At 36.2% G+C, this 21324-nt stretch carries 19 protein-coding genes and 1 tRNA gene; 11 read left to right on the top strand and 9 right to left on the bottom strand.

Annotation, left to right across the window (positions count from 1 at the left end; genetic code table 11):
- From WFH39_RS07120 to WFH39_RS07100, 5 genes are all read right to left on the bottom strand, one after another.
- On the bottom strand, window positions 1–732 hold the full coding sequence (locus WFH39_RS07120; RefSeq protein ID WP_214589537.1) for a polysaccharide biosynthesis/export family protein: 732 nt from the start codon (window positions 730–732) through the stop codon (window positions 1–3).
- 5 nt (window positions 733–737) lie between these two features.
- A complete protein-coding gene (locus WFH39_RS07115; protein WP_336689334.1) occupies window positions 738–1178 on the bottom strand; it encodes a response regulator in 441 nt (146 codons plus the stop codon).
- A gap of 119 nt (window positions 1179–1297) precedes the next feature.
- Window positions 1298–3556, bottom strand: coding sequence for a PAS domain-containing hybrid sensor histidine kinase/response regulator (locus tag WFH39_RS07110; protein ID WP_336689333.1), 2259 nt, complete (start codon window positions 3554–3556; stop codon window positions 1298–1300).
- Window positions 3557–3558: 2 nt separating this feature from the next.
- The gene (locus WFH39_RS07105; RefSeq protein WP_336689332.1) at window positions 3559–4698 is read right to left on the bottom strand and encodes an FIST signal transduction protein; all 1140 of its coding nucleotides are present in this window, start codon (window positions 4696–4698) and stop codon (window positions 3559–3561) included.
- The gene (locus WFH39_RS07100; RefSeq protein WP_214589541.1) at window positions 4699–6054 is read right to left on the bottom strand and encodes a sigma-54-dependent transcriptional regulator; all 1356 of its coding nucleotides are present in this window, start codon (window positions 6052–6054) and stop codon (window positions 4699–4701) included. It lies immediately after the preceding gene.
- 620 nt (window positions 6055–6674) lie between these two features.
- Here WFH39_RS07100 and WFH39_RS07095 point away from each other — a divergent pair.
- The 4 genes from WFH39_RS07095 (at window position 6675) to WFH39_RS07080 (ending at window position 10768) form a co-directional block, all read left to right on the top strand.
- A complete protein-coding gene (locus WFH39_RS07095; protein ID WP_214589542.1) occupies window positions 6675–6890 on the top strand; it encodes a hypothetical protein in 216 nt (71 codons plus the stop codon).
- A 392-nt stretch (window positions 6891–7282) separates the two neighbouring features.
- The gene (locus WFH39_RS07090) at window positions 7283–8281 is read left to right on the top strand and encodes an SDR family oxidoreductase (RefSeq protein WP_336689331.1); all 999 of its coding nucleotides are present in this window, start codon (window positions 7283–7285) and stop codon (window positions 8279–8281) included.
- Window positions 8282–8575: 294 nt separating this feature from the next.
- Window positions 8576–10099 carry an FAD-dependent oxidoreductase gene (locus WFH39_RS07085; RefSeq protein WP_336689330.1) on the top strand — a complete coding sequence of 508 codons (1524 nt, stop codon included), beginning with the start codon at window positions 8576–8578 and terminating at the stop codon, window positions 10097–10099.
- A 6-nt stretch (window positions 10100–10105) separates the two neighbouring features.
- Window positions 10106–10768: a DUF6766 family protein gene (locus WFH39_RS07080; protein ID WP_336689596.1), complete on the top strand. Its 663-nt coding sequence runs from the start codon at window positions 10106–10108 to the stop codon at window positions 10766–10768.
- Between the two features lie 57 nt (window positions 10769–10825).
- On the opposite strand, the gene WFH39_RS07075 is transcribed toward WFH39_RS07080, so the two are convergent.
- Window positions 10826–10910 (bottom strand) — tRNA-Ser (locus WFH39_RS07075).
- A gap of 242 nt (window positions 10911–11152) precedes the next feature.
- On the bottom strand, window positions 11153–11749 hold the full coding sequence (locus WFH39_RS07070) for a hypothetical protein (protein WP_336689329.1): 597 nt from the start codon (window positions 11747–11749) through the stop codon (window positions 11153–11155).
- Window positions 11750–11908: 159 nt separating this feature from the next.
- Here WFH39_RS07070 and WFH39_RS07065 point away from each other — a divergent pair, with 159 nt between their 5' ends.
- Window positions 11909–12781 (top strand): AraC family transcriptional regulator, encoded by an 873-nt coding sequence (locus tag WFH39_RS07065; RefSeq protein WP_235130977.1) that lies wholly within the window; start codon window positions 11909–11911, stop codon window positions 12779–12781.
- A 90-nt stretch (window positions 12782–12871) separates the two neighbouring features.
- Here the strand turns inward: WFH39_RS07065 and WFH39_RS07060 are convergent, their stop codons facing one another.
- On the bottom strand, window positions 12872–13303 hold the full coding sequence (locus tag WFH39_RS07060; protein WP_336689328.1) for a hypothetical protein: 432 nt from the start codon (window positions 13301–13303) through the stop codon (window positions 12872–12874).
- 571 nt (window positions 13304–13874) lie between these two features.
- On the opposite strand from WFH39_RS07060, the gene WFH39_RS07055 reads away from it, so the two are divergent.
- From WFH39_RS07055 to WFH39_RS07030, 6 genes are read left to right on the top strand one after another with little or no spacing between them, the layout of a single operon-like run.
- Entirely contained in the window at window positions 13875–15347 is a 1473-nt protein-coding gene (locus WFH39_RS07055; RefSeq protein WP_336689327.1) for a hybrid sensor histidine kinase/response regulator, read from the top strand.
- A gap of 6 nt (window positions 15348–15353) precedes the next feature.
- Window positions 15354–18965, top strand: coding sequence for a response regulator (locus WFH39_RS07050; RefSeq protein WP_336689326.1), 3612 nt, complete (start codon window positions 15354–15356; stop codon window positions 18963–18965).
- A 15-nt stretch (window positions 18966–18980) separates the two neighbouring features.
- Window positions 18981–19346 (top strand): response regulator, encoded by a 366-nt coding sequence (locus WFH39_RS07045; RefSeq protein ID WP_214589553.1) that lies wholly within the window; start codon window positions 18981–18983, stop codon window positions 19344–19346.
- Window positions 19347–20177 (top strand): CheR family methyltransferase, encoded by an 831-nt coding sequence (locus tag WFH39_RS07040; protein WP_214589554.1) that lies wholly within the window; start codon window positions 19347–19349, stop codon window positions 20175–20177. It abuts the gene before it with no gap.
- An 11-nt stretch (window positions 20178–20188) separates the two neighbouring features.
- On the top strand, window positions 20189–20761 hold the full coding sequence (locus WFH39_RS07035; RefSeq protein ID WP_235130973.1) for a chemotaxis protein CheB: 573 nt from the start codon (window positions 20189–20191) through the stop codon (window positions 20759–20761).
- A gap of 33 nt (window positions 20762–20794) precedes the next feature.
- Window positions 20795–21157, top strand: a complete 363-nt coding sequence (locus WFH39_RS07030) for a response regulator (protein ID WP_214589556.1) — start codon at window positions 20795–20797, stop codon at window positions 21155–21157.
- A gap of 84 nt (window positions 21158–21241) precedes the next feature.
- Here WFH39_RS07030 and WFH39_RS21190 read toward each other — a convergent pair.
- Window positions 21242–21324, bottom strand: an 83-nt coding sequence (locus WFH39_RS21190; protein ID WP_442891700.1) for an IS3 family transposase, incomplete at its 5' end; no start/stop codon positions are given.

Here is a 21324-nt window from a genome sequence, read left to right as displayed (position 1 = left end):
TTATAATAATCCTATGAGGATGGCTGCTGCGGAAGTAACGGTTGCGAAAGGAATAATGGTTGAAATTCTTTTATCGAAATCTTTACTTTTCTTGGAAGGAACAATGATGTAATCTCCCGGATGAAGAAGGATATTCTGGTTGGGAACGTCTTTCATTTTGGTAAGATCAATATTGGTTACGCGAACATTTTCCCCTTCCTGCCGCAGAATTTTAATTGATTTTAAATTGGCGTACATTTCAAATCCTCCCGCTTTGGAAACAAGCTCCAGTAAAGTATTCTGGTCTTTATCTACCTGAATTACAGCAGGGTTTCTCACTTCACCCATCACTGCAATCTCTTTATTCAGAACCTTTACATCCACGATAGGATTTACCAGCCATTTTTTAAGCTTTGTTTTTATTTCTTCCTTCAGCTCCGGAACCGATTTTCCTACAACTGGAGTAGTTCCCAATTTTGGAATTTCTATATTTCCGTTGATGTCTACCAGAAGCCATTTTCCGTATACTTCATTAGAATTGTAAATTCCGTACACGGAGCCCACACTTAAATCATCTTCACCCCAAACGGAAAGCGTAATTTTATCGTCCTTACGGATTCTGTATTCGTAATTCGGATCATAGCTGAAATCCTGCATATTTCGGGTAGCCTGCTCTTCTTCAAGTACATTGTACGTTTTACAGGATACCAGAAGCATCAGGAAAAAGAATGATAGTGTGAGTTTTTTTAACATAAGATTTAAAATAAAACTGTAAAGAATTTTCTAAAACCTTTCCGTTGGTTCTGAGACAATTCTTCTTTAATTTTTAATATTTTCTCTATTGTATCCGTCATTTTATCGCATACATCAGCATCTTTTACGATGTAATCGAATGCTCCGTACTTCAGGGCGTTTACTGCGGTGTCTATATTTTCCTGCGCAGAAACCATGATTACGTAAATGTTCGGATCGTATCTTTTTATCTTTTTTAAAACCTCAAAGCCGTTAAGATCTTCCATGTTGTGATCCAGAAAAATAATATCGGGTTTCTGGTAAAGCTCGTCCAGACATTCTTCTCCGCTGCTGAATGAGGTAATATCTTCGTAATGGTTATTCTTTAAATACTGCTCATAAACTGTAGCACAAAATCTGTCATCATCTACAATAAAAAATTTCAATTTTTTGTTATTTGTTTCCATCTCTTTTATTTGATAATGATAACGCGATTACCGTGCCTTTATTTAAGTTATTGATAATCAGTATTTATTTAATTGGTTAAATTCCAAAATAAAGACGTTTTCCATATTTTGGAATAAAACTATGTTATTTCCTTTTCCAGTTGTTGTATGGCGGCGGAAAGTGTGTTTTTCACCTCTAAAAACATGGTGTAAAGCTCCGTAAAATCTGTCTGTTGTTCTTTGGATTTTACCTCAAGTTCTTTTACGGTTTCTTTGATGGAGTAGATTCCGACTCCTTCAATACTTGGTTTTATTCTGTGAATAAGACGTGATATTTCTGCATAATTTTTTTCTTCAAATGCCTGTTCTACCAAAGGAATCGTCTGTTGCGTCTGAGTAATGAATATGGAAAGCATTTTTTGAATGAAATCTTCATTTCCCCGGCTTAAAGCCTGAATATTTTTAAGGTCATAAAGTACTTTTTCTGCTCCCGAATCATTGATTTCCGGGGCATTCTGCATTTTAATATTTTTATAAATTACTTTCAGAAGCTCATCTTCATCAAAGGGTTTGGTGATGTAGCTGTTCATTCCGGCAGCAATGCAGTTGTCTATTTCTGTTTTAAAGGCATTTGCTGTAAGCGCAATAATGGGTGTGGTAAGCCTGAAATCTTTACGGATGATTTTAGTGGCTTCAATACCATCGAGCTCGGGCATCTGAATATCCATTAAAATAATATCAAACTGCTGTTTCGAAAGAATATCTATGGCTCTTCTGCCATTATCTGCTTTTGTAACTTCACATCCGAAGTGGGTAAGAGAATTTTCGGCAACAAGCTGATTAAGTTCGTTGTCTTCCACCAGCAAAACACGGGTTCCTTCAATGGAAACATGTTCTTTTACTTCAATGTTTTTCAATGTTGTTTTTTCTTTACTTTTATCCATATCCAGAAAAATACTGATCTCAGTTCCTACATTTTTTTTACTTTTAATTTTAATTTCTCCTTTCATCAGGTAGATAAGTTCCCGGGTAATTGCCATTCCGAGACCGGTTCCTCCGTATTTTCTGGAAATAGAGCTGTCTTCCTGATTAAATTTCTTAAAGATCTGCTTTACATATTCTTCGCTCATTCCTATTCCGGTATCAATAATACAGATCTGAAGAGATTGATGGTTGGGGAAATCTTTTATGACACTGCATTCTACCCGTATTTCTCCTACGTTTGTAAATTTTAGGGAATTTCCGATAATATTATACAAAATCTGTTTTATTTTCAGGGCGTCGGCTTTGAATTCTGAAAAAAGATCATCAGAAAATTTAGCTTTCAGCATTATTTTTTTCTGTCTTGCTTTGGGCTGAAGAATACTGATGATATTACTGATGCATTCTTTCAGCGAAAAAACAGTATTATCCAGAGACATTTCGCCGGATTCTATTTTGGAAATATCCAGAATGTTGTTAATGATGGATAAAAGATGCTGCGCGGCGTTGAAGCTGTTTTCTACAAACTGATTCTGGGTTGTTGTAAGATCAAGCCTTTTAAGTTCCCGGAGAAAACCGATGATGGCATTAAGCGGAGTTCTGATTTCATGACTCATATTGGCTAAAAATACCTCTTTCGCCTTGGAAGCTTCAATTGCTTTAGATTTTTCCTGTTTTAGATCTTCTTCCAGCTTTTTCTGGTCTGTAATATCAAGATGAATACCTATGGAGCCTAACAGATTTCCGTGATCATCATAATTGGGTGCACCGCTGATTGCCCACCATCTCAGTTCGCCTCTTTTATTTTTTATAGGAAGCTGGTAAACGCTGGAAATTCCTTTCTCTCTAAGGTCAATCTGTTCCTGTATAAATTCCAGATTGGCTTCACCCTGTACAAAAAGCTGCGAAGGATTTTTACCGATAATTTCGTCCAGCTCAAAGCCTGAAACGTTGCAGAAACTCTGGTTTGCATAGCGTACAATCTCATCATTATCCACCTCAATAAGCCCGAGATTCATATTCGCAATAATGTTGCGGTATTTTTCTTCCTGACGTTTGATGTTATCCTGCGCTCTTTTTCGCTCTTTAAGCTGTTCTGCCAGATATAAGGAAAGTTCTTTAAGGTCTTTATTTTTTTTCGTATCAAAAGAATAATCCAGTAAGCTTAATGATTCATAAAGGCTCGAAATGGATTCCTGCTTGAGTTCATTTTCTTTCTTCAGATCATTAAACAATTCTTTATATTCTTTTTCGCTTTGCCTGAATGCATGATCGGTAAGTTCTTTATCGCGCTCAAATGATTTATAAGAATCGTTGATTGCATTAATAAAGTTCTTAAATTTCGGGTCGCTGTGGCAATCTTCGGGCAGATGTCTTTTAATCTGTCTTCTGAGTAAATTGTGCAAATCGATTTCCATAGCTATCGTATTTCATTTACAGTGGTGATGGTGATTGTCTGATTGTGAAGTGCACAGTCTCCGAAAGGCTTCACCGGGGAAATTTCTCCATAAGAATAAAAGCCGTTAAGAAAGGTATTTTCACCCAAAACATCTCTCACAATCTCTACTTCTTCAGCAACTCGCTCTCCTAGAACCATTTTTCTTCCAACGCAGCTTACAATAATCCCCAGTTTAGGATCCGGATTCATCTGAAGACATGCATTGGCAGCGTCATTCGCAGCATCAATGAGGCGGTCCAGATTGGCTTTCATAAATCTTACATGGCTTCCGTCCGGCAGATCTCCTGCGAAAATCATCATGTTATTCTTTTCATTGATGGAAAGTATGGTTCTTACCACTGGAGCAGAATCTTCGTCAATTTTTAAAGATAATGGAAAGAGCAGGGCAGAACTTGGGAGCTCTTCTGCATATTTTCCCAGATAGCTTTTATAGAGGTCAAGAGCATTTTTATTATCGATCTCAACAAGGATATTGTTTTGGGATTTGGTAACAGTTCTTTCCAGCCCGAAGCTTTCCCAGCCGCCAAATGATGCGTGAGAAAGTTTCAGCGTATGACCATAAAAACCAATGGCAACGATTTTATTGCTCACCGGAGCTTCATTAAGACCTACAACGGTTTTTTCGAAACGGTCGCTGTCACCCGCCAATCCTCCGGATATTAATACGCCTTCCGGCCGTCCTTCATTAAGGCCTTTCACCAGCTGGCTTCCGTTCACTTTGCTTCCGTCCGACAAAACAAAGACCCATCTGAGGTTTTCATGAGGCAGATTTCCGATTAGTGCTTTTCCGGCTTCATAACTGTTTTGGAAATCATTAATATCAATCTGTTGGGTTTTTATCTGTGCAGAGAAAAATTCAATGGCGGTAACTGTTACAGTTTCATCAAATACTTCATTGCAGAAAATTTCTCCCGAAGAAGAACATAAGGCAATTTCCGCGTTTGGAAACTTTGTTTTTATGATATTAAAAAAATCTGGGTTTTCAAGGATGTTTCGGCAGCCGTATCCCAGTATCAATTGAACTTTATGATCGTCCAGTTCATCATCGTTTCTTTCAGATATCCAGTTTCCGCCTGCAAAAAGTAGTTTAGCAACTTTCATTTATTCTTTAGTTTTTTTTAGATCTACACTGTTGATGAGGTTATAAACAGTGGATTTTCCTATGTCTAATATTTTGGCCGTCTTAATAACATCATTATTATTCTCTTTCAGAAAATGAAGAATAATATCTGTAGTGTACTGTTTCAGCGTCTTTTGCTCAGAAAGAAAAACTTCGGATTCTTTTTCCAGGCTGTAAAAGCTGATATCGTCCGCGGTTATTTCATTGCCTTCTGCCATTACACAGGCAAGATCCACTACAGATTTCAGTTCTCTTATATTCCCCGGAAAACTGTATTTCATAAGTTTTTTTCTGGCATCCGAAGACAGGCTCAGTGGTTTTATTTTGTTTTCTTTGGCAAAAAGATCAATAAAATGTTTTGCAAGAATTAAAGTGTCCTGATCTCTTTCCCGCAGTGGCGGTAATTCTATCGGAAGACCAATAACACGATAATAAAGATCTTCTCTGAAATTCCCTTTTTTTACTTCATTTGCAAGGTTTTTATGAGTGGCAATAATGAGTCTTACATCTAATTTTATTTTTTGAGTTCCGCCAACTCTTGTAATCTCTCTTTCCTGTAAAGCGCGGAGAAGCTTGCTCTGAAGATTGAGATCCAGTTCTGCAATTTCGTCCAGGAAAATAGTTCCGCCGTTTGCCTGTTCAAATTTTCCGACCGATTTATCTGTAGCGCCTGTAAATGCGCCTTTTTCATGTCCGAAAAATTCACTTTCTACCAGATCTTTTGGGATTGCTGCCATATTTACCGCAACAAAAGGTTTGTTTTTTCGGGAGGAATGGTAATGAATTGCCCTTGCTACAACTTCTTTACCGGTTCCCGTTTCTCCGGTTACAGAGACATTAATGTTGGATTTCAGAGCCTTATTAATTTTTGAAAAAATATTTTTAATAGATTCACTTTGTCCGATGATCGTTTTCTCGAAACTGTATTTTTTTTCAAGTTCATCTTTCAGTTCTTCGACCTCCTGTTTTAAAGAGATATTTTCTCTAAGACGGATGATGGAGTTCCACAAAAGTTCTTTTGTATGTTCATTTTTTACAATATAATCTTTTGCTCCCTGTTTTAGGAAATCTATAGCAACGGAAATATTTTCCTGACCGCTGATCACGATGATCGGCAGGCTTGGATATATGCCTTTAATCTGCTTAAAAAGGTCATCTCCCTGTATGTCCGGCAGTCCAAAATCAATACAAATGATATCAGGATTCCGGTAAAGTTCAGAAAGACATTCTCTGCCCGAACTATAAAGAAAAACTTCATAATCAGGATTAAGCTCAAGATGATATTTTAGCATTTCTCCGAAGAATGGATCATCATCCACAAGGAAAATTCTGACCATTATGATATTTATTAAAAATTCTGATTAAAAGTAAAATTTTTTATTTACATAATGAAATATTTTAATCAATATCTGAACTATAATCCTTTGTTAATGGGTTTTGTATTGATTTTTGTATAGTTAAGCCAAAAATTTTATTTAATGAATAAATTTACATATAAATATTTACACGTTTATAATATTCAATGTTTTTAAAAGTTTAATATTGTAAGGTGTTGATTTTTAAATTGTTGTTTTGTTTTTTTGTAGAGTAATAATAGCATTTTCGGGGTGGAAATTCAGATTGTTAGAATACTTTACATTTTCAGTTCGAAGTAATTGAAATAGTGTTGAAATCGATAATAAAAGATAAAGTTTTTCCTATAGAGATCTGCAATATTGAAAATGACAAAAATACAACTGCAGCAACTTTGAATATAGATAAACTTCTTTTGATAAGCTGATCGGAGAAATTCTACTAAAAAGCTTCCTGTAAAATGCTGTATTAATACGTATTAAATATTGTGAATATAATCGCTGTTTTAGGGTATTTTCATTTAAATTTTAAAAATTTAACTTTATTAAAGAAAATTGGCAAAGAAATTGTGTATATCTATTTGAAACTCTTAAAAAACAAAGCTATGATTTCTTACTACGATTTTAAAAATTTGCCAAATCAGGCACAGTGCAGTTTCGTGATGAATGAAGGACGTGTCATGAGCGAAAGAACAGTAAATTCTGTGAAATATGTACTTTATGAAGTCTCTTATTTTACGGTCGAAGTTATTTGCAATACAGTTAATAATAAAACGGAAGTCATTAATGTTTTTCAGAACAAAGGAGCTTACGCAATATAAACATACTTAAAGCGACATATAATTTATTAAAACAGATCTTTTTAAGGTCTGTTTTTTTTGTTTTAAAACTGGTTGATGAAAAATAAAAAATCCTCAGAGAGAATCTGAGGATAAAAACTAATAACCATGAAAACTCAAATTAAACATGAGTATTAGAGAATATTAAAATATTGTGCCAAGAAAATAGAGCGGCTACATTATTTAAGATTAATTAAGAATATTAACGAAAATTTATATTATTAAATGATTAGTTTAAAACAAGATTGACTTTAAAGTGGAAATTGGAATTCCAGTTAAAATTATTCACAAGATTTAAATTTAACTTGAAAATTATGCTCATTATGGCATAATAATAGGTTGATTATGGGTAGTTAACCAAAAACCATCACAAAATGAATTCTAATAATGAACAAAAAAATCTCAGAGGAAAAACCGTAGTAATTACCGGAGGAAGCAGTGGAGTAGGAAGAGCAGCTGCGGAAGCATTTGCTTTGGAAGGCTGTAATATTGTGGTTGCGGCAAGAGGTAAGGAAGCTCTGGACGAAACAGTTGCTCTGTGCAGGGATTTAGGCGTTACGGCGATGGCTGTTCCAACGGATGTTTCTATTGCGGGCGATGTTCAGAATTTAGCCAACAAAGCATTGCAGTTCAACGGCAGAATAGATATTTGGGTAAACAATGCAGGGGTAATGTCGAGCGGAAAATTCGAAGAAATTCCAATGGATATCAATGAACAGGTGATTAAGACTAATCTTTTTGGCTATATGCATGGCGCGTACAGTGCTTTGCCTGTCTTTAAAAACCAGGAAGAAGGAATTTTAATTAATAATGTCTCTATCGGCGGTTTTATGCCTGCTCCGTACAGTGCGGTTTATTCGTCCACAAAATTTGGCATTCGTGGACTGATGGAATGTCTTCAAGGCGAAATTTCAGATTTTCCGCAGATCCATATCTGTAATATTTATCCGCAGATCCAGCGTTCAACTGGAAATATGCATTCTGCAAAATATTCTGGGCTGGATTTTAAAATTCCTCCTTTTGCGGCAGATCCGAGAGATACAGCTGCTAAAATGGTAGAATTAGCTAAAAATCCTAAAAAAGATTTGTTTCCTGATTTTACGTCTATGGTATTGAAAAATGTGTACGGATTATTTCCAAAGCCTGTAATTAACAGTGCTTCAGCAGTTATGAGGCTTATGATGAAGGTGAAAAATGCTCCTTCAGATTCAGGCAATATTTTAGAACCATCTTCGGAACCTCACCGGATTTACGGAGAAACAATGCTTCCGGTTCCTTCCAGAAAGACAAAAATGGCAATTTTGGCGGGATTGGGATTAGGGTTGGCTTATATGTTTGTGAAAATAAAATCCGGCACTTCTGATAATGCTTAATAAATGCAATGATCCAAAAATACCACCTTCAGATTTTTAATTTGAAGGTTTTTTATTGAAGTTTCTGATAAAACAATTTATTCCTGAAATTTCATGACTGCGGTCATAAATCAATACTTTGTTGAAATTGTAAATTTGAGATAGATGATCTTTCAGACTGATTTATAAATGCAAATTTATAATTAGTTGTCAATTCAAAAATGATAAATTTTAGTTGATGATCACATATTATATGCTGCAATAATCTGAGTAAACAAGGATTAATTGTTTCGGATTTTAATTAAACAATAAATTATGAACAGAGACGGAGCTAGGAAAAGCATTTGGCAGGAAGAAATTAAAAGTTTCTCTTCCGATCCGGATTTTGAAACGGTGTATGATGTAGCAATTGTCGGAGGCGGTATTACCGGAGTTTCAACGGCGCTGAAACTTCAGCAGGAAGGAAAAAAATGCATCATTCTTGAAGCATCAAATATAGGTTTCGGAACAACTGGAGGAACAACGGCACATCTTAATGATTTTTTTGATACCACTTTTTCGCAGGCTGTCAAGGATTTTGGTCTCGACAATGCAAAAATATTTGCAAAAGCAGGGCAGGATGCGATTCAACTGATAAAAAACAATATTCAACAGTTTAATATAGACTGTGATTTTGAACATAAATCGGCTTACCTTTTTGCGCTCGACGAAAAGCAGAATAAGCAGTTGAAAGATATTGTGGAAGGAGCTTCAAAAGTAAATCACACGATGCATTTTACAAGAGAAATTCCCTTTCCTGTTCCTTTTGTAAACGCGGTACTTATTCCAAATCAGGCTCAGTTTCATCCGATAAAATACATAAAGGCGCTGTGTGAAGCTTTTTTAAATCTTGGAGGCGAAATTTTAGAAGATTGTCTCTGTGAAAATCATGAAGAGCAGGAGGATTTCATTATCGTAACGACCTCAAAAGGAAAGATCAGAGCCAGAAATCTTGTTTATGCAACACACATTCCTCCCGGTAAAAATGTGCTGAGTTTCGTAAATGCACCTTACAGAAGCTATGCAATGGCGTTCAGCTTAAAAAATAAAAACTATCCGACGGAACTGGGGTATGATCTTGTAGATCCTTATCATTATTACAGAACTCAGACAATTGGCGGTGAGACACTTTTGATTGCTGGAGGAGAAGATCATAAAACCGGACACGCAGAAGATACAGGAGAATGTTTTTCAAAACTTGAAAATTACGTTCGTAAATATTTTGAAGTTGATCTTGTTTATTTTAGCTGGTCAAGTCAGTATTATGAACCGATAGATGGCTTTCCTTACATCGGAAAAAGTCCGGGAAGTAACGGGAGTGTCTTCGTTGCAACGGGATTCAGAGGAAACGGGATGATTTTCGGAACGCTGTCCTCACAAATTATAACCGATCTCATCCTCGGACGCGAAAATAAATATGCAGATCTTTTTAATCCTTCAAGAATTAAACCGGTTGCGGGAATGGCAGATTTTATAAAAGAAACTGCTGCGGCTGCATTCGATTTTATCAAAGACAAACTTCTAAAAGAAAAGATTGAATCTTTGGGAGGAATTACCGAAGGTGAAGCTAAAGTAGTAAAGTATGAGGGGAATTCTTATGCGCTCTACAAAGAATCGAATGGAAAAGTACATCTGTTAAAAAGCAGCTGTACTCATGCACATTGTGATGTACGGTGGAACAGTGCGGAGTTGAGCTGGGATTGTCCTTGTCATGGCTCAAGATTTAATGTTAATGGTAAAATATTAACAGCACCTGCCGTAAATGGACTTCAAAGGGTTGATTCTGATGAGAATTCTTAATTTTTTCTGAAATGTCTAAAAGAAATTTTTTTTTACCGGAACAGTTTAAGTATTGTCCTGCTTATTTTTATGATAATCTGTTTGTTGGGTCAGTTTCTTACAGGCTGGAAAACAGAAAATAAGGAACTCGCCGAAAATGGGAAATCTCTTTTGTCAATAGCAGAGTACATCCACAGCGGACATTTTATTCAGGCAACATTTGAAAATTGGGAAAGCGAATTTCTGCAAATGATGCTGTATGTAGTTCTTACCGTCTCTTTAAGGCAGAAAGGATCCAGCGAATCTAAATCCTTAGATGAAAAAGAGGAGGTTGACAGAGAGCCTAAAGTGCATCCGAAAGCTCCATGGGCAGTAAAAAAAGGCGGAATCTGGCTTCAATTGTATAAGCATTCCTTATCGACGGCATTTGCGGTTTTGTTTTTGGCGAGTTTCCTGATGCATTTTTATGGAAGTCTGAAAGATTATAATGAAGAACAGATTATGAAAAATAAAGAGACAGCAACAGCGTTACAGTATATTGTGGATTCCAGATTCTGGTTTGAATCTTTTCAAAACTGGCAAAGCGAATTTCTTGCGGTATTTTCACTGGTCGTTCTCTCCATCTGGCTCCGTGAAAAAGGCTCCCCAGAATCTAAACCCGTAGATGCTGCGCATGATGAGAACGCCTGAATTTTCAGATGGGATAATAAAAAATCCTTCAAAATTTACTTTGAAGGATTTTTTTTGCGGAGAGTGAGGGATTCGAACCCCCGGACCTGTTACAGTCAACAGTTTTCAAGACTGCCGCAATCGACCACTCTGCCAACTCTCCAGAAACTCCGATTATATCGTTGTTTTCAGTGGTGCAAATATAGAAAGATTTTTTATTCCCACAAAATAAATTTTCAGGTTTTGCTGAGAAATATTAAAAGCTACTTAATATCAGTAAGATAATTTTAAAAAAAATTAAGGCAGCCATTTCTCCGTGATTTAAAAAAGAAAAGCTGCCTTAATAAACTAATTGTACGTAAAATTTTAATTCCGATATAAGTATACGGAAATGTATAGAATCTCTTATTTTAAAGTGATTGTTCTGTTGAATGTATTGCCGTTTTCTTCAATACTGATGATGTATTGATCTGCAGTTTTAGGATCAAAATTAAAAGTCATATTCAGTTCGTTGGCATTTCCTTCTTTCACGGAAGAATAATACGTATTTCCCGAATAATCGGTTACGGAAATATTTACCTTATTTTTCAGATTGGCAATATGCAGATTAACAATATTTCCGGAAATGCTGTATTCCGGTTTACTGATAACCGCGAAAGGAGTCTTTTCAATATTTACCGTATGATCATCACTGATTTTAATCTTATATTTTTCGATCTTTTGTTCAGATTCCGCTATAAGATAATAGGTTCCCTCTGTTAAATCTTCAAGATTGTAGGTTTTAATAACGGAATCCTCTTTCTCAAGCCTCTCCGAAAAAACCTCCCCGTAAGAATCATTATATATAATCAGCGATAGATTTTTAGCATTGCTCAATTCAAAACTTAAAGTTTTGGATGTTGTCGTTCCAAAAGAAAGAGAAAAATCTCTGTCTTTAGCCATTGCTTCTGTAGAAACAAAAAGAAATCCTGCAAAGAAAACGGACTGTAATAATTTTTTCATAATGATAAGGGTTTTATTATCAGTTATTTATATTGCAAATGTAGACTTCTTTTAAGACAGCTGCTACCATACAATTTTCATATTTATGTTTTATTTTAACCTTTATTTTTATTAATTAATAAATATTTGTTAATTTTGTGTATGATTTAACCGTTGGCTATGAAACATTCGCATCCTGCTTTTGAAGCTGTAAAACCCAATATTGGAAGCAGTTTTACAAGTCTTAAATTCCTTCGTAACGAAAATATAAAATCTCATGTCTGGCATTATCATCCGGAAATAGAGCTGATTTTTGTATGCGGAGGTTCCGGAAAAAGACAGATAGGAAGTAATATTTCCTATTTTTCAGACGGAGATCTTGTGCTTATGGGAAGTAATCTGCCGCATTGCGGAATGACGAATGAAAACACCAATAACGATTACGAAATGGTTATTCAGTTTAAACCCGATTTTTTAGGAGAACATTTCTTCGGACTTCCCGAAATGCAGAGAATTTCTGCCCTCTTGGAAAAATCAAAGGCAGGAATTGTTTTTTCTGAAAATATTAAAAAAGAAATAGGAGAAAAAATCGTAGAAATGCACGAGTCTTCCTCTTTGGAAAAACTTGTGAAATTTTTGGAGATTTTGGATACTTTGGCTTCAACCTCAGATTACAGAATTCTCAATGCCGGAAAATATTACCTTCAGACACAGGTTGAAGACAATGAAAGAATCAATCTTATTTTTAATTACGTGAAAGACCATTTTAAAGAACAGATAACCCTGGAGCAGGTTGCGGATCTTGCTAATATGAGAGTGCCTTCATTTTGTCGTTACTTTAAAAAAATCACCAATAAGACCTTTACTCAGTTTGTTAACGAATACAGAATTACCCATTCACTCAAGCTTCTTGCCGAGCAGCCTTTAAGCATTACTGAGGTTTGCTTTGAATCCGGCTTTAATAATTTCAGTTATTTCAATAAGACTTTCAAAGAATATACACAGAAAAGTCCCTCTCAATACAGAAAAGAATTTAATTTTCTGATAGATTAATTTTATCAAAAAAAAGAAGTATTTAAGGTAAGTTGTAAAGCTTACATTCTTAAATACTTGAATAGGAAAGGATAAAATCGAATATTTCAGTTAACGGAATTTTCTGCCCGAACTTCCATAATGATTGGCAGAACTTAGTCCGTGAAAGTTATTGTAGGTGTGATAAAGATCCTTAAAATAGATTTCATTATCAGTTTCCTGTTTTTCAGAAACAAAATGATTGGTGGGAATGTTGTAAACTTCCTTTTGAGAATATACCCTTTTCTGAATGGCTTTCTTTGCGCAATTACAATTCAGATGATCATTTTTTTCATGTTCAGCAAGATCCATGATGATGACTTTTGTATTTTCTAAGTTTCTGTATTTATCAAAAGTTTTCTGATCCAGTGTAAACGCAGGTTCGCCATGATATAAAAAATGGTCGACGATTTCCGGATGATAAGTATGTTTGGAATCGAGTGGGGCAGCGGAAGTGTAGCCTTTGCATTCTGTACATTGGGCAACTTGTATCTGTATCGGCATATCTATGATTTTAAGTGTGCCTTATTTATATCACAAGTTGTGCCATCATCTTTACTTTTTTAAACAAATTGATGAGATTTAAGAATAATATTCAGAAAATAAGTGCTTTAAAAAAGTGAAATATGTTGAATAAAATACATAAAAAAATCCCCGACTTTCGGCGGGGATAAAAACTAATAACCATGAAAACTCAAATTAAACATGAGAAATTCACTGCAAATATAAGAACAATAAAACAAACCCACGCAATAAAACGTGGGTTAATTTTGAAAAATATATTTAAGTGAAAAAGTGTTGTTATCCTGTATTCAAACACTGTGCCGTGAATAATTTTATTAAATTAAAATTTTAACTAAAAATGTGGTATGTGGTTAAAATTTTACTCTTAAATCACTGAATTGAAGAAAGAAAAAAAATCCTGATTTTTTTTAAAAAATTTACAGATGATAAAATTTTTTTCCACTATTGTGGTATGTGTTTTGATAATAGGTAAAAAATTCCTGTTTTTCGAAATATTGTGAGTATTTTTGAAGCTGAAGTAAATATAATTAATTATTGATTTAAAGTTTATATGATCTTAATTGTTGATGACAACCAAAGTAATCTCTATTCACTCAAAAAATTACTCGAATCCAAGGATTTTCAGGTGGAAACAGCAGATTCCGGTGAAGAAGCTTTAATAAAAGCTTTGAAAAATGATTACGCACTGATTATTTTGGATGTTCAAATGCCGGATATGGATGGCTTTGAAGTGGCAGAAACTTTAGCGGGCTACAGCAAAACAAAAGAAGTACCTATCATTTTTCTGTCGGCTGTGAATACCGAGAAAAGATTTATCACACGCGGCTACGCTTCCGGAGGAAAAGATTATGTAACGAAACCTGTAGATCCGGAAATTCTCATGCTGAAAGTAAAAACTTTCTACAACCTTCAGGAGCAGAATCTTGCGATGAAAAAAACGCAGCAGAGTCTTGAGCTTGAGGTAAAAGGAAGAAGAGAATCCCAGGTAACTATGAAATCGCAGATCGATCATTTTCATTTAATGCTTGAATCTCTCCCTCAGATTGCTTTTACCCTGAATGAGCAGGGAACAGTAGATTTCGTAAACGGTAAATGGTATGAGTATTCTGATTCTGAAAAAGACTTTCCCGAAACCCATCCGGATGATTATAAAATTAAAGAAGAATTTGAACGATGCAGGAAAAGAGGAAAATCCTTAGATCTTGAAGTCAGAATAAAAAATAGAGAAACGGGCGATTTCCGCTACCATCTTTTACGCGTAACTCCCGTGTACGAGGAAAACGCAATCAAAAACTGGGTAGGAACCTTCACAGATATAGACGATCAGAAGAAGGTGGAAAAAGAAAAAGATGAATTCCTGAGTATTGCGAGCCACGAACTAAAAACACCTTTAACCAGTATAAAAGCATACGTACAGCTGCTGGAAAGAAAGTTAAAACTTGATAAAGAAAGTGCAGAAGCCGGTTTTCTTACCAAAGTACAGGATCAGATCGAAAAACTGAATACTTTAATTACAGATCTTCTTGACGTTTCCAAAATCGAAAACGGAAAGCTGAAAATCACCAAAAAACCTACAAATCTGGAAGGCGTTATCAGCAACGCAATAGATACAATAGTGCAGACGCACGAAAGCAGAGTGAAGATCAAACGAGACGGAGTAAAACCGGATATTTTAATTCCGCTAGATGAAATCCGTATCGAGCAGGTTCTCATCAACTTTTTAACGAACGCTATAAAATATTCACCTCAGAACAATCAGGTTATTGTAACCACTTTTGTAGATGAAGAAGAACAGGAAGTAAGAGTAAGTGTTACAGATTTCGGAATCGGGATTCCGGATTTCAAGCAGGAAGCTGTTTTCAATAAATTTTACCGTGTAGAAGAGTCTTCACTCCAGTTTCAGGGAATGGGGATCGGTCTTTTCATCTGTTCCGAAATCATCAAACAGCACCACGGAAATATTGGAGTTTCCAGCAAAGTTGATGAAGGATCTACGTTTTATTTCACTTTACCTTTAAATTAATTTTCCATGCCGAAAAAATTTATAAGAAATCTTCAGTTCGGGGTAGGATTTTCCATCCTGATCCTGATCGCAAGTTCACTGGCTTCATACTTCAGTATACAGAACCAGATGGATCACCGCGAAAGTGTTGGTAAAAGCAGACGTGTCGTAACGGCAGTAAAAGATGTTTTGGTGGCTGTTCTGGATGCGGAAACAGGAAACAGGGGATATCAGCTTACCGGTCAGGAAAGTTTTCTGGAACCCTTTAAAAGAAGTATTTCTGAATATTCCAAAACCTTTGAATATGCAAGAAGTCTCGGAATTACAGATCCACATCAGAAAAGACTTCTGGATCTGCTGGAGAAAAATGTAGAGATCAACCTTGCCAACATGAAGCTCTTTGTAGAAAACCGAAGAAGAGGAGTCATGATGACGCAGGAACAGATCGAGGAAAGCAAGCAGCATATGGACCGATGCAGACAGATTGTAAAAGAATTTTCTCAGTACGAAGAAAATCAGCTTGCCATAAAAACCAAAGATCTTAATAAATCTTCCCGAACTACCGTTTTCTTCATTATATTTTCTTCTATCGCAGCAGTTGTGGTTACTGCATTTTTCTACATCAAATTAAGAGCAGATCTCATCAGAAGAGACAAACTTGAAAAAATGCTGAAAGCAAAAGATCAGGAAATGTCCAGAAGAGTAAGTGCCATTAAGCAGATTGCCAACAGAATTGCCAACGGAGATTATGACCAGAGAGTTGTAGATACGGCAGAAGATGATCTCGGAGAATTGGTAGATTCTTTAAATAATATGACGGAATCCCTGAAATTGTCTTTCGATACCATTAATAAAAGCGACTGGAGACAGAAAGGTCTTGCCATTCTTAATGAATCTCTCGTAGGAAACAAATCGGTGAAAGACGTTGCCAAAGCATCTCTTCATCAGCTTATTGAATATGGAAACTGCATCAACGGATCAATTTATCTGTATGATGAAGGTTTACTAAAACTGAACATCGCTTTCGGTCTGGAAAACAACATGAAAAAAGTTTTCGAACCGGGAGAAGGAATGGTAGGGCAGACTTTCGTCAGCGAAAAAACTCAGGTATACAATAATCTTCATGAAGATGATTTTGTGGTAACCTTTGCAAGCAGCACCATTCAGATTTACGGAATTATGCTGATCCCGATCTTTGCCGACGGTTTCATCATCGGAGTTCTGGAATTAGGTTCAACTACCAACTTTGAAAAAGACAGAGTCAATTATTTCGTAGAGTGCAGCAGAAATATAGGAATTGCTTTAAGTGCAGCAAAAGGCCGTGAAAAAGAACAGCAGTTGCTGGAAGAAACACAGGCGCAGTCGGAAGAACTGCAGGTACAGCATTCTGAACTTGAAAATCTGAATACCGAGCTCGAAGCACAGACGCAGAAACTTCAGGCTTCAGAAGAAGAGCTGAAAGTTCAGCAGGAAGAATTAATGCAGGCAAATGCAGAGCTGGAAGAACGTTCAAGATTATTGGAAGAAAAAAATCATCTGATTGCAGAACGCAACACAGAAATTCAGAAAAAAGTAGAAGAACTGGCTTTGAGTACAAAATACAAGTCGGAATTCCTTGCAAATATGTCTCATGAGCTTCGTACACCGCTGAATTCAATTCTCCTCCTTTCCAGGCTGATGGCAGAAAATCCGGATGAAAATCTTAATGAAGATCAGATAGAATCTGCAAAAGTAATCCAAAGCTCAGGAAGCAGTTTACTAACGTTAATTGATGAAATTCTGGATCTTGCAAAAATAGAATCAGGAAAAATGACACTTGAATATCAGGATGTGGTGATCAATGATGTGATAAAAGATTTAAAAGATCTTTTCAATCCGGTATTTCAGGAGAAAAAGCTAGAGTTTAACATCAATATCGACGAATCCGTTCAGAAAAACATTGAAACCGACCGTTTAAGAGTCGATCAGGTTTTGAGAAACCTATTATCGAATGCGTTAAAATTTACTACAAAAGGAAGCATCGATTTAAATATTAAAAAAGATCCTAAAAAAGCAGATTTTATAATCTTTTCCGTAAAAGATACGGGAATCGGGATCGCTGAAGACAAACAGAAAATCATTTTTGAAGCATTTCAGCAGGCAGATGGTTCCACAAGGAGAAAATTCGGCGGCACAGGTCTCGGATTATCCATTAGTCGCGAAATTGCCAGATTATTAGGCGGAGAGCTTACCTTAAAAAGTAAAGTGGATGAAGGAAGTGAGTTCAGTTTAAGTATTCCTGTAAAAGCAGTTCCTGAAGTTCCTCAGGTTGAAAAAGATCAGAATCTGGTAGAAATCATCCGTGAAGATGTTGAAGAAATCCAGAATATTCTTGATGAAAAACAGACGGAAGAAAAAGAAGCGGTGAATACACTTCAGATTCCTGAAAATGTGGACGACGACAGAAATACCATTCAGGAAGGAGATAAAACCATTTTGATTATCGAAGATGATACCAATTTTGCCAAAGCATTGCTGAAATATGCTCATTTGCAGAACTATAAAGCTGTGATTGAAGTAAGAGGAGACCGCGGTCTTGCTGCTGCACTGGAATATCGTCCGCAGGCAATTCTGCTGGATGTTCAGCTTCCTGTAAAAGACGGATGGCAGGTAATGGATGATTTAAAATCCAATGCGGAAACAAAGCACATTCCGGTACACATGATGTCTGCACTTCATGTAAAAAATGAAAGCCTCATGAAAGGTGCGATTGATTTTATCAGCAAACCTGTAGCACTGGATCAGATGACGGATGTTTTCAGAAAAATTGAAGAAGCCCTTAAAAAAGGTCCGCAGAAAGTATTAATTGTAGAAGAAAACGCAAAACACGCAAGCGCATTGTCTTATTTCCTCAGCAATTTCAATATTTCGTTGTCGGTAGAAAATAATGTGGAAGACAGCGTAAAAGCTTTAACAGCCAATCATGTAGACTGCGTCATTCTGGACATCGGAGCTTCAAGAGGAAACGAATACGAAATTATAGAATCCATAAAAAGTTATGAAGGACTAGAAAATCTTCCGATCATCATCTTTACCGAAAGAAATTTATCCAAATCCGAAGAACTAAAAATCAAACAGTATGCAGACTCCATTGTTGTAAAAACAGCACATTCTTACCAGAGAATTCTGGATGAAGTAGGATTGTTCCTGCATCTGGTGGAGGAGAAAAATAATTCCATTGAAAATGTAAGAAGCAAAACAATGGGATCGCTTACGGAAGTTTTAAGCGGTAAAAAAATACTCATTACCGATGACGATGTCCGAAATATTTTCTCCCTTACCAAAGCGCTTGAAAAATACAAAGTAGAAGTTGTGGTTGCTATGGACGGAAACCATGCGATCCAGCAGATTAAAGAAAATCCTGATGTAGACGTTATCCTGATGGATATGATGATGCCCGAACTCGACGGTTACGAGGCAATCAAGGAAATCAGAAAAATGCCTAAATTCAAAAGACTGCCGATTATTGCCATTACAGCAAAATCCATGATCGGAGAACGTGAAAAATGCATTACCGCAGGGGCTTCAGATTATATCTCCAAACCGGTGGATATCGATCAGTTACTATCCTTACTTCGTGTTTGGTTATATGAAAGTTAAACAGCTAAAATTCTGATGAATAAAAAAATTCTGATCGTGGACGACGATCCGCGCAATATATTTGCTTTAAAGCTCACCCTGAAAGCCAGAGGCTACCAGATTGAAAGCAGTACAATGGCACAGGAAGCCATTGAAGTTTTGAATAAAGACAACCATTTTGATGTGGTTCTGATGGATATGATGATGCCGGAAATGGATGGGTATGAAGCCATAAAGATGATAAAAAATACCCCTTCTATCAGCAATATTCCTGTAATCGCAGTTACTGCACAGGCAATGCCGGAAGACCGCCAGAAATGTCTGGATGCGGGAGCTGCAGATTATGTTTCCAAGCCGATAGATGTAGACCTTTTAATGAACGCTATAGAAAAATTATCGTAAATGCTGGAACCAAGTATTGTAAAAGATGAAGAAGTAGAGTATCTCATAAAAGATGTCTACGATATGTATGGTTACGATTTTTCAGAATACAGCCGCGCTTCTTTCAAGCGCAGGGTGAACCGTATATGCCTGATCGACAGATTTACAAGCTTTGCAGAGTTAAGATATACAATACTTAATGATCCGGAATACCTGAAAAGATTCATCGAAGAAATTACCGTAAACGTAACGGAAATGTTCCGCGATCCTCAGTTTTTTAAAGCATTAAGAGAAAAGATCCTTCCACAACTGGGAACGTATCCGCTCATCAGAATCTGGGTGGCAGGATGTTCCACAGGTGAAGAAGCTTATTCCATGGCTATTTTGCTGAAAGAAGCCAATTTGTATCATAAATCTTTAATTTACGGCACAGATCTTAATCCTTCTGTTCTGGAAACAGCAAGAGCGGGAGTTTTTCCTTTACAGCAGATGAAGCTGTATTCCGAAAACTACATTTTATCGGGCGGGAAAAAAGATTTTTCAGATTATTATACCGCGAATTATGACAGTGTAAAATTTGATAAAAGCCTTCAGGAAAAGCTGATTCTTTCTACGCATAATCTCGTTTCAGACAGCTCTTTCAACAGTTTTCAGCTGATTATTTGCAGAAACGTTCTTATCTATTTCGATCGGGGACTTCAGGAAAGAGTCTTCCGTCTTTTCGACAACAGTCTGGAAAATTTAGGTTTTTTAGCTTTAGGTGCAAAAGAAACGCTTAGATTTTCTAAATTAGATAAAAATTATAATCAGGTGGATGATCAGAAGATCTGGAAAAAAGTAGATCATCAGTAAGCTGTTTTATCATGAAAACGAATAATACAAATATTGAACTGATTGCTATCGGAGGTTCCGCAGGAAGCTTGCAGGTCATTCTCGAAATGATTAAAAAAATAAAGGAAAAGCTGGATTTTGTAATTCTGTTGGTGGTTCACAGAAAGGCACATTCCAACAACATTCTGCAGACCTTGCTGCAGCAGTTTTCGCCTGTAGAAGTTATTGAGATTGAGGATAAAACAGAAATTCAAAGCAATAAAATTTACATTGCTCCCGCAGATTATCATTTATTGTTTGAAAATAAAAACCTGATGTCTCTGGACAGCTCGGAAAAAATGAATTATTCCCGCCCTTCCATTGATGTCACCTTTAAATCTGCAGCGGAAGTGTATGGTGAAAAAATGATTGGTGTACTGCTTTCCGGAGCCAATGCAGACGGAGTGGAAGGTTTAGCATACATCAAAAAAAATAACGGAAAAGTCTGGATTCAGGATCCTGAAACCGCAGAAGTGGATTATATGCCGAAACACGCCGTAGAAGAGATTGATTTTGACCTCATTATTAAACCCGATAATCTGGCAGATTACATCAATCAGTTATAAAAAAATGTAACCCCTAACTAAAGTTAAGTATATATGAATAAGAAGAAAATTTTGATTTTTGATGATGATAAAACTATTTTAGAAGTCATCACCATCATTTTTGAAGAAAATGGTTATCAGGTCGAAATTTCGGAAACTTCACATGACATTTTGGAGAAAGTAGAACAGTTCCAGCCGGATGTTATCCTTATGGACAACTGGATTCCCAAAATTGGTGGAGTGGAAGCAACAAGGCTTCTGAAGAATCATCAGGAATTTAAAAGCATTCCCGTGATCTATGTAACGGCAAATAACGACATTGTGGCTCTGGCGCAGGAAGCGCAGGCGGATGATTATGTTGCCAAACCTTTTAATCTTGAAGATTTAGAAGACAAAGTAGCAAAGTACCTGCAGTAATCTTCGGAAAGTTTAAAGTAATTCTCTCAAAAAATAAAACTCCCTGTACAAAAGCTTAGACTGCACCCAAAAGTTTAGACAAAATTACACAATATTTCGATAGAAAAGAGTTCGGTATTGTACCGGGCTCTTTCCTTTTAGATTTAATCTTATTCTGTCGTTGTTAT

Source organism: Chryseobacterium sp. MMO-72, from assembly GCF_037146035.1.
GTDB classification, from domain to species: Bacteria; Bacteroidota; Bacteroidia; order Flavobacteriales; family Weeksellaceae; genus Chryseobacterium; species Chryseobacterium indicum.
Note: the sequence above shows the minus strand (reverse complement) of the source record. Positions and strands in the feature narration are given on the sequence as shown.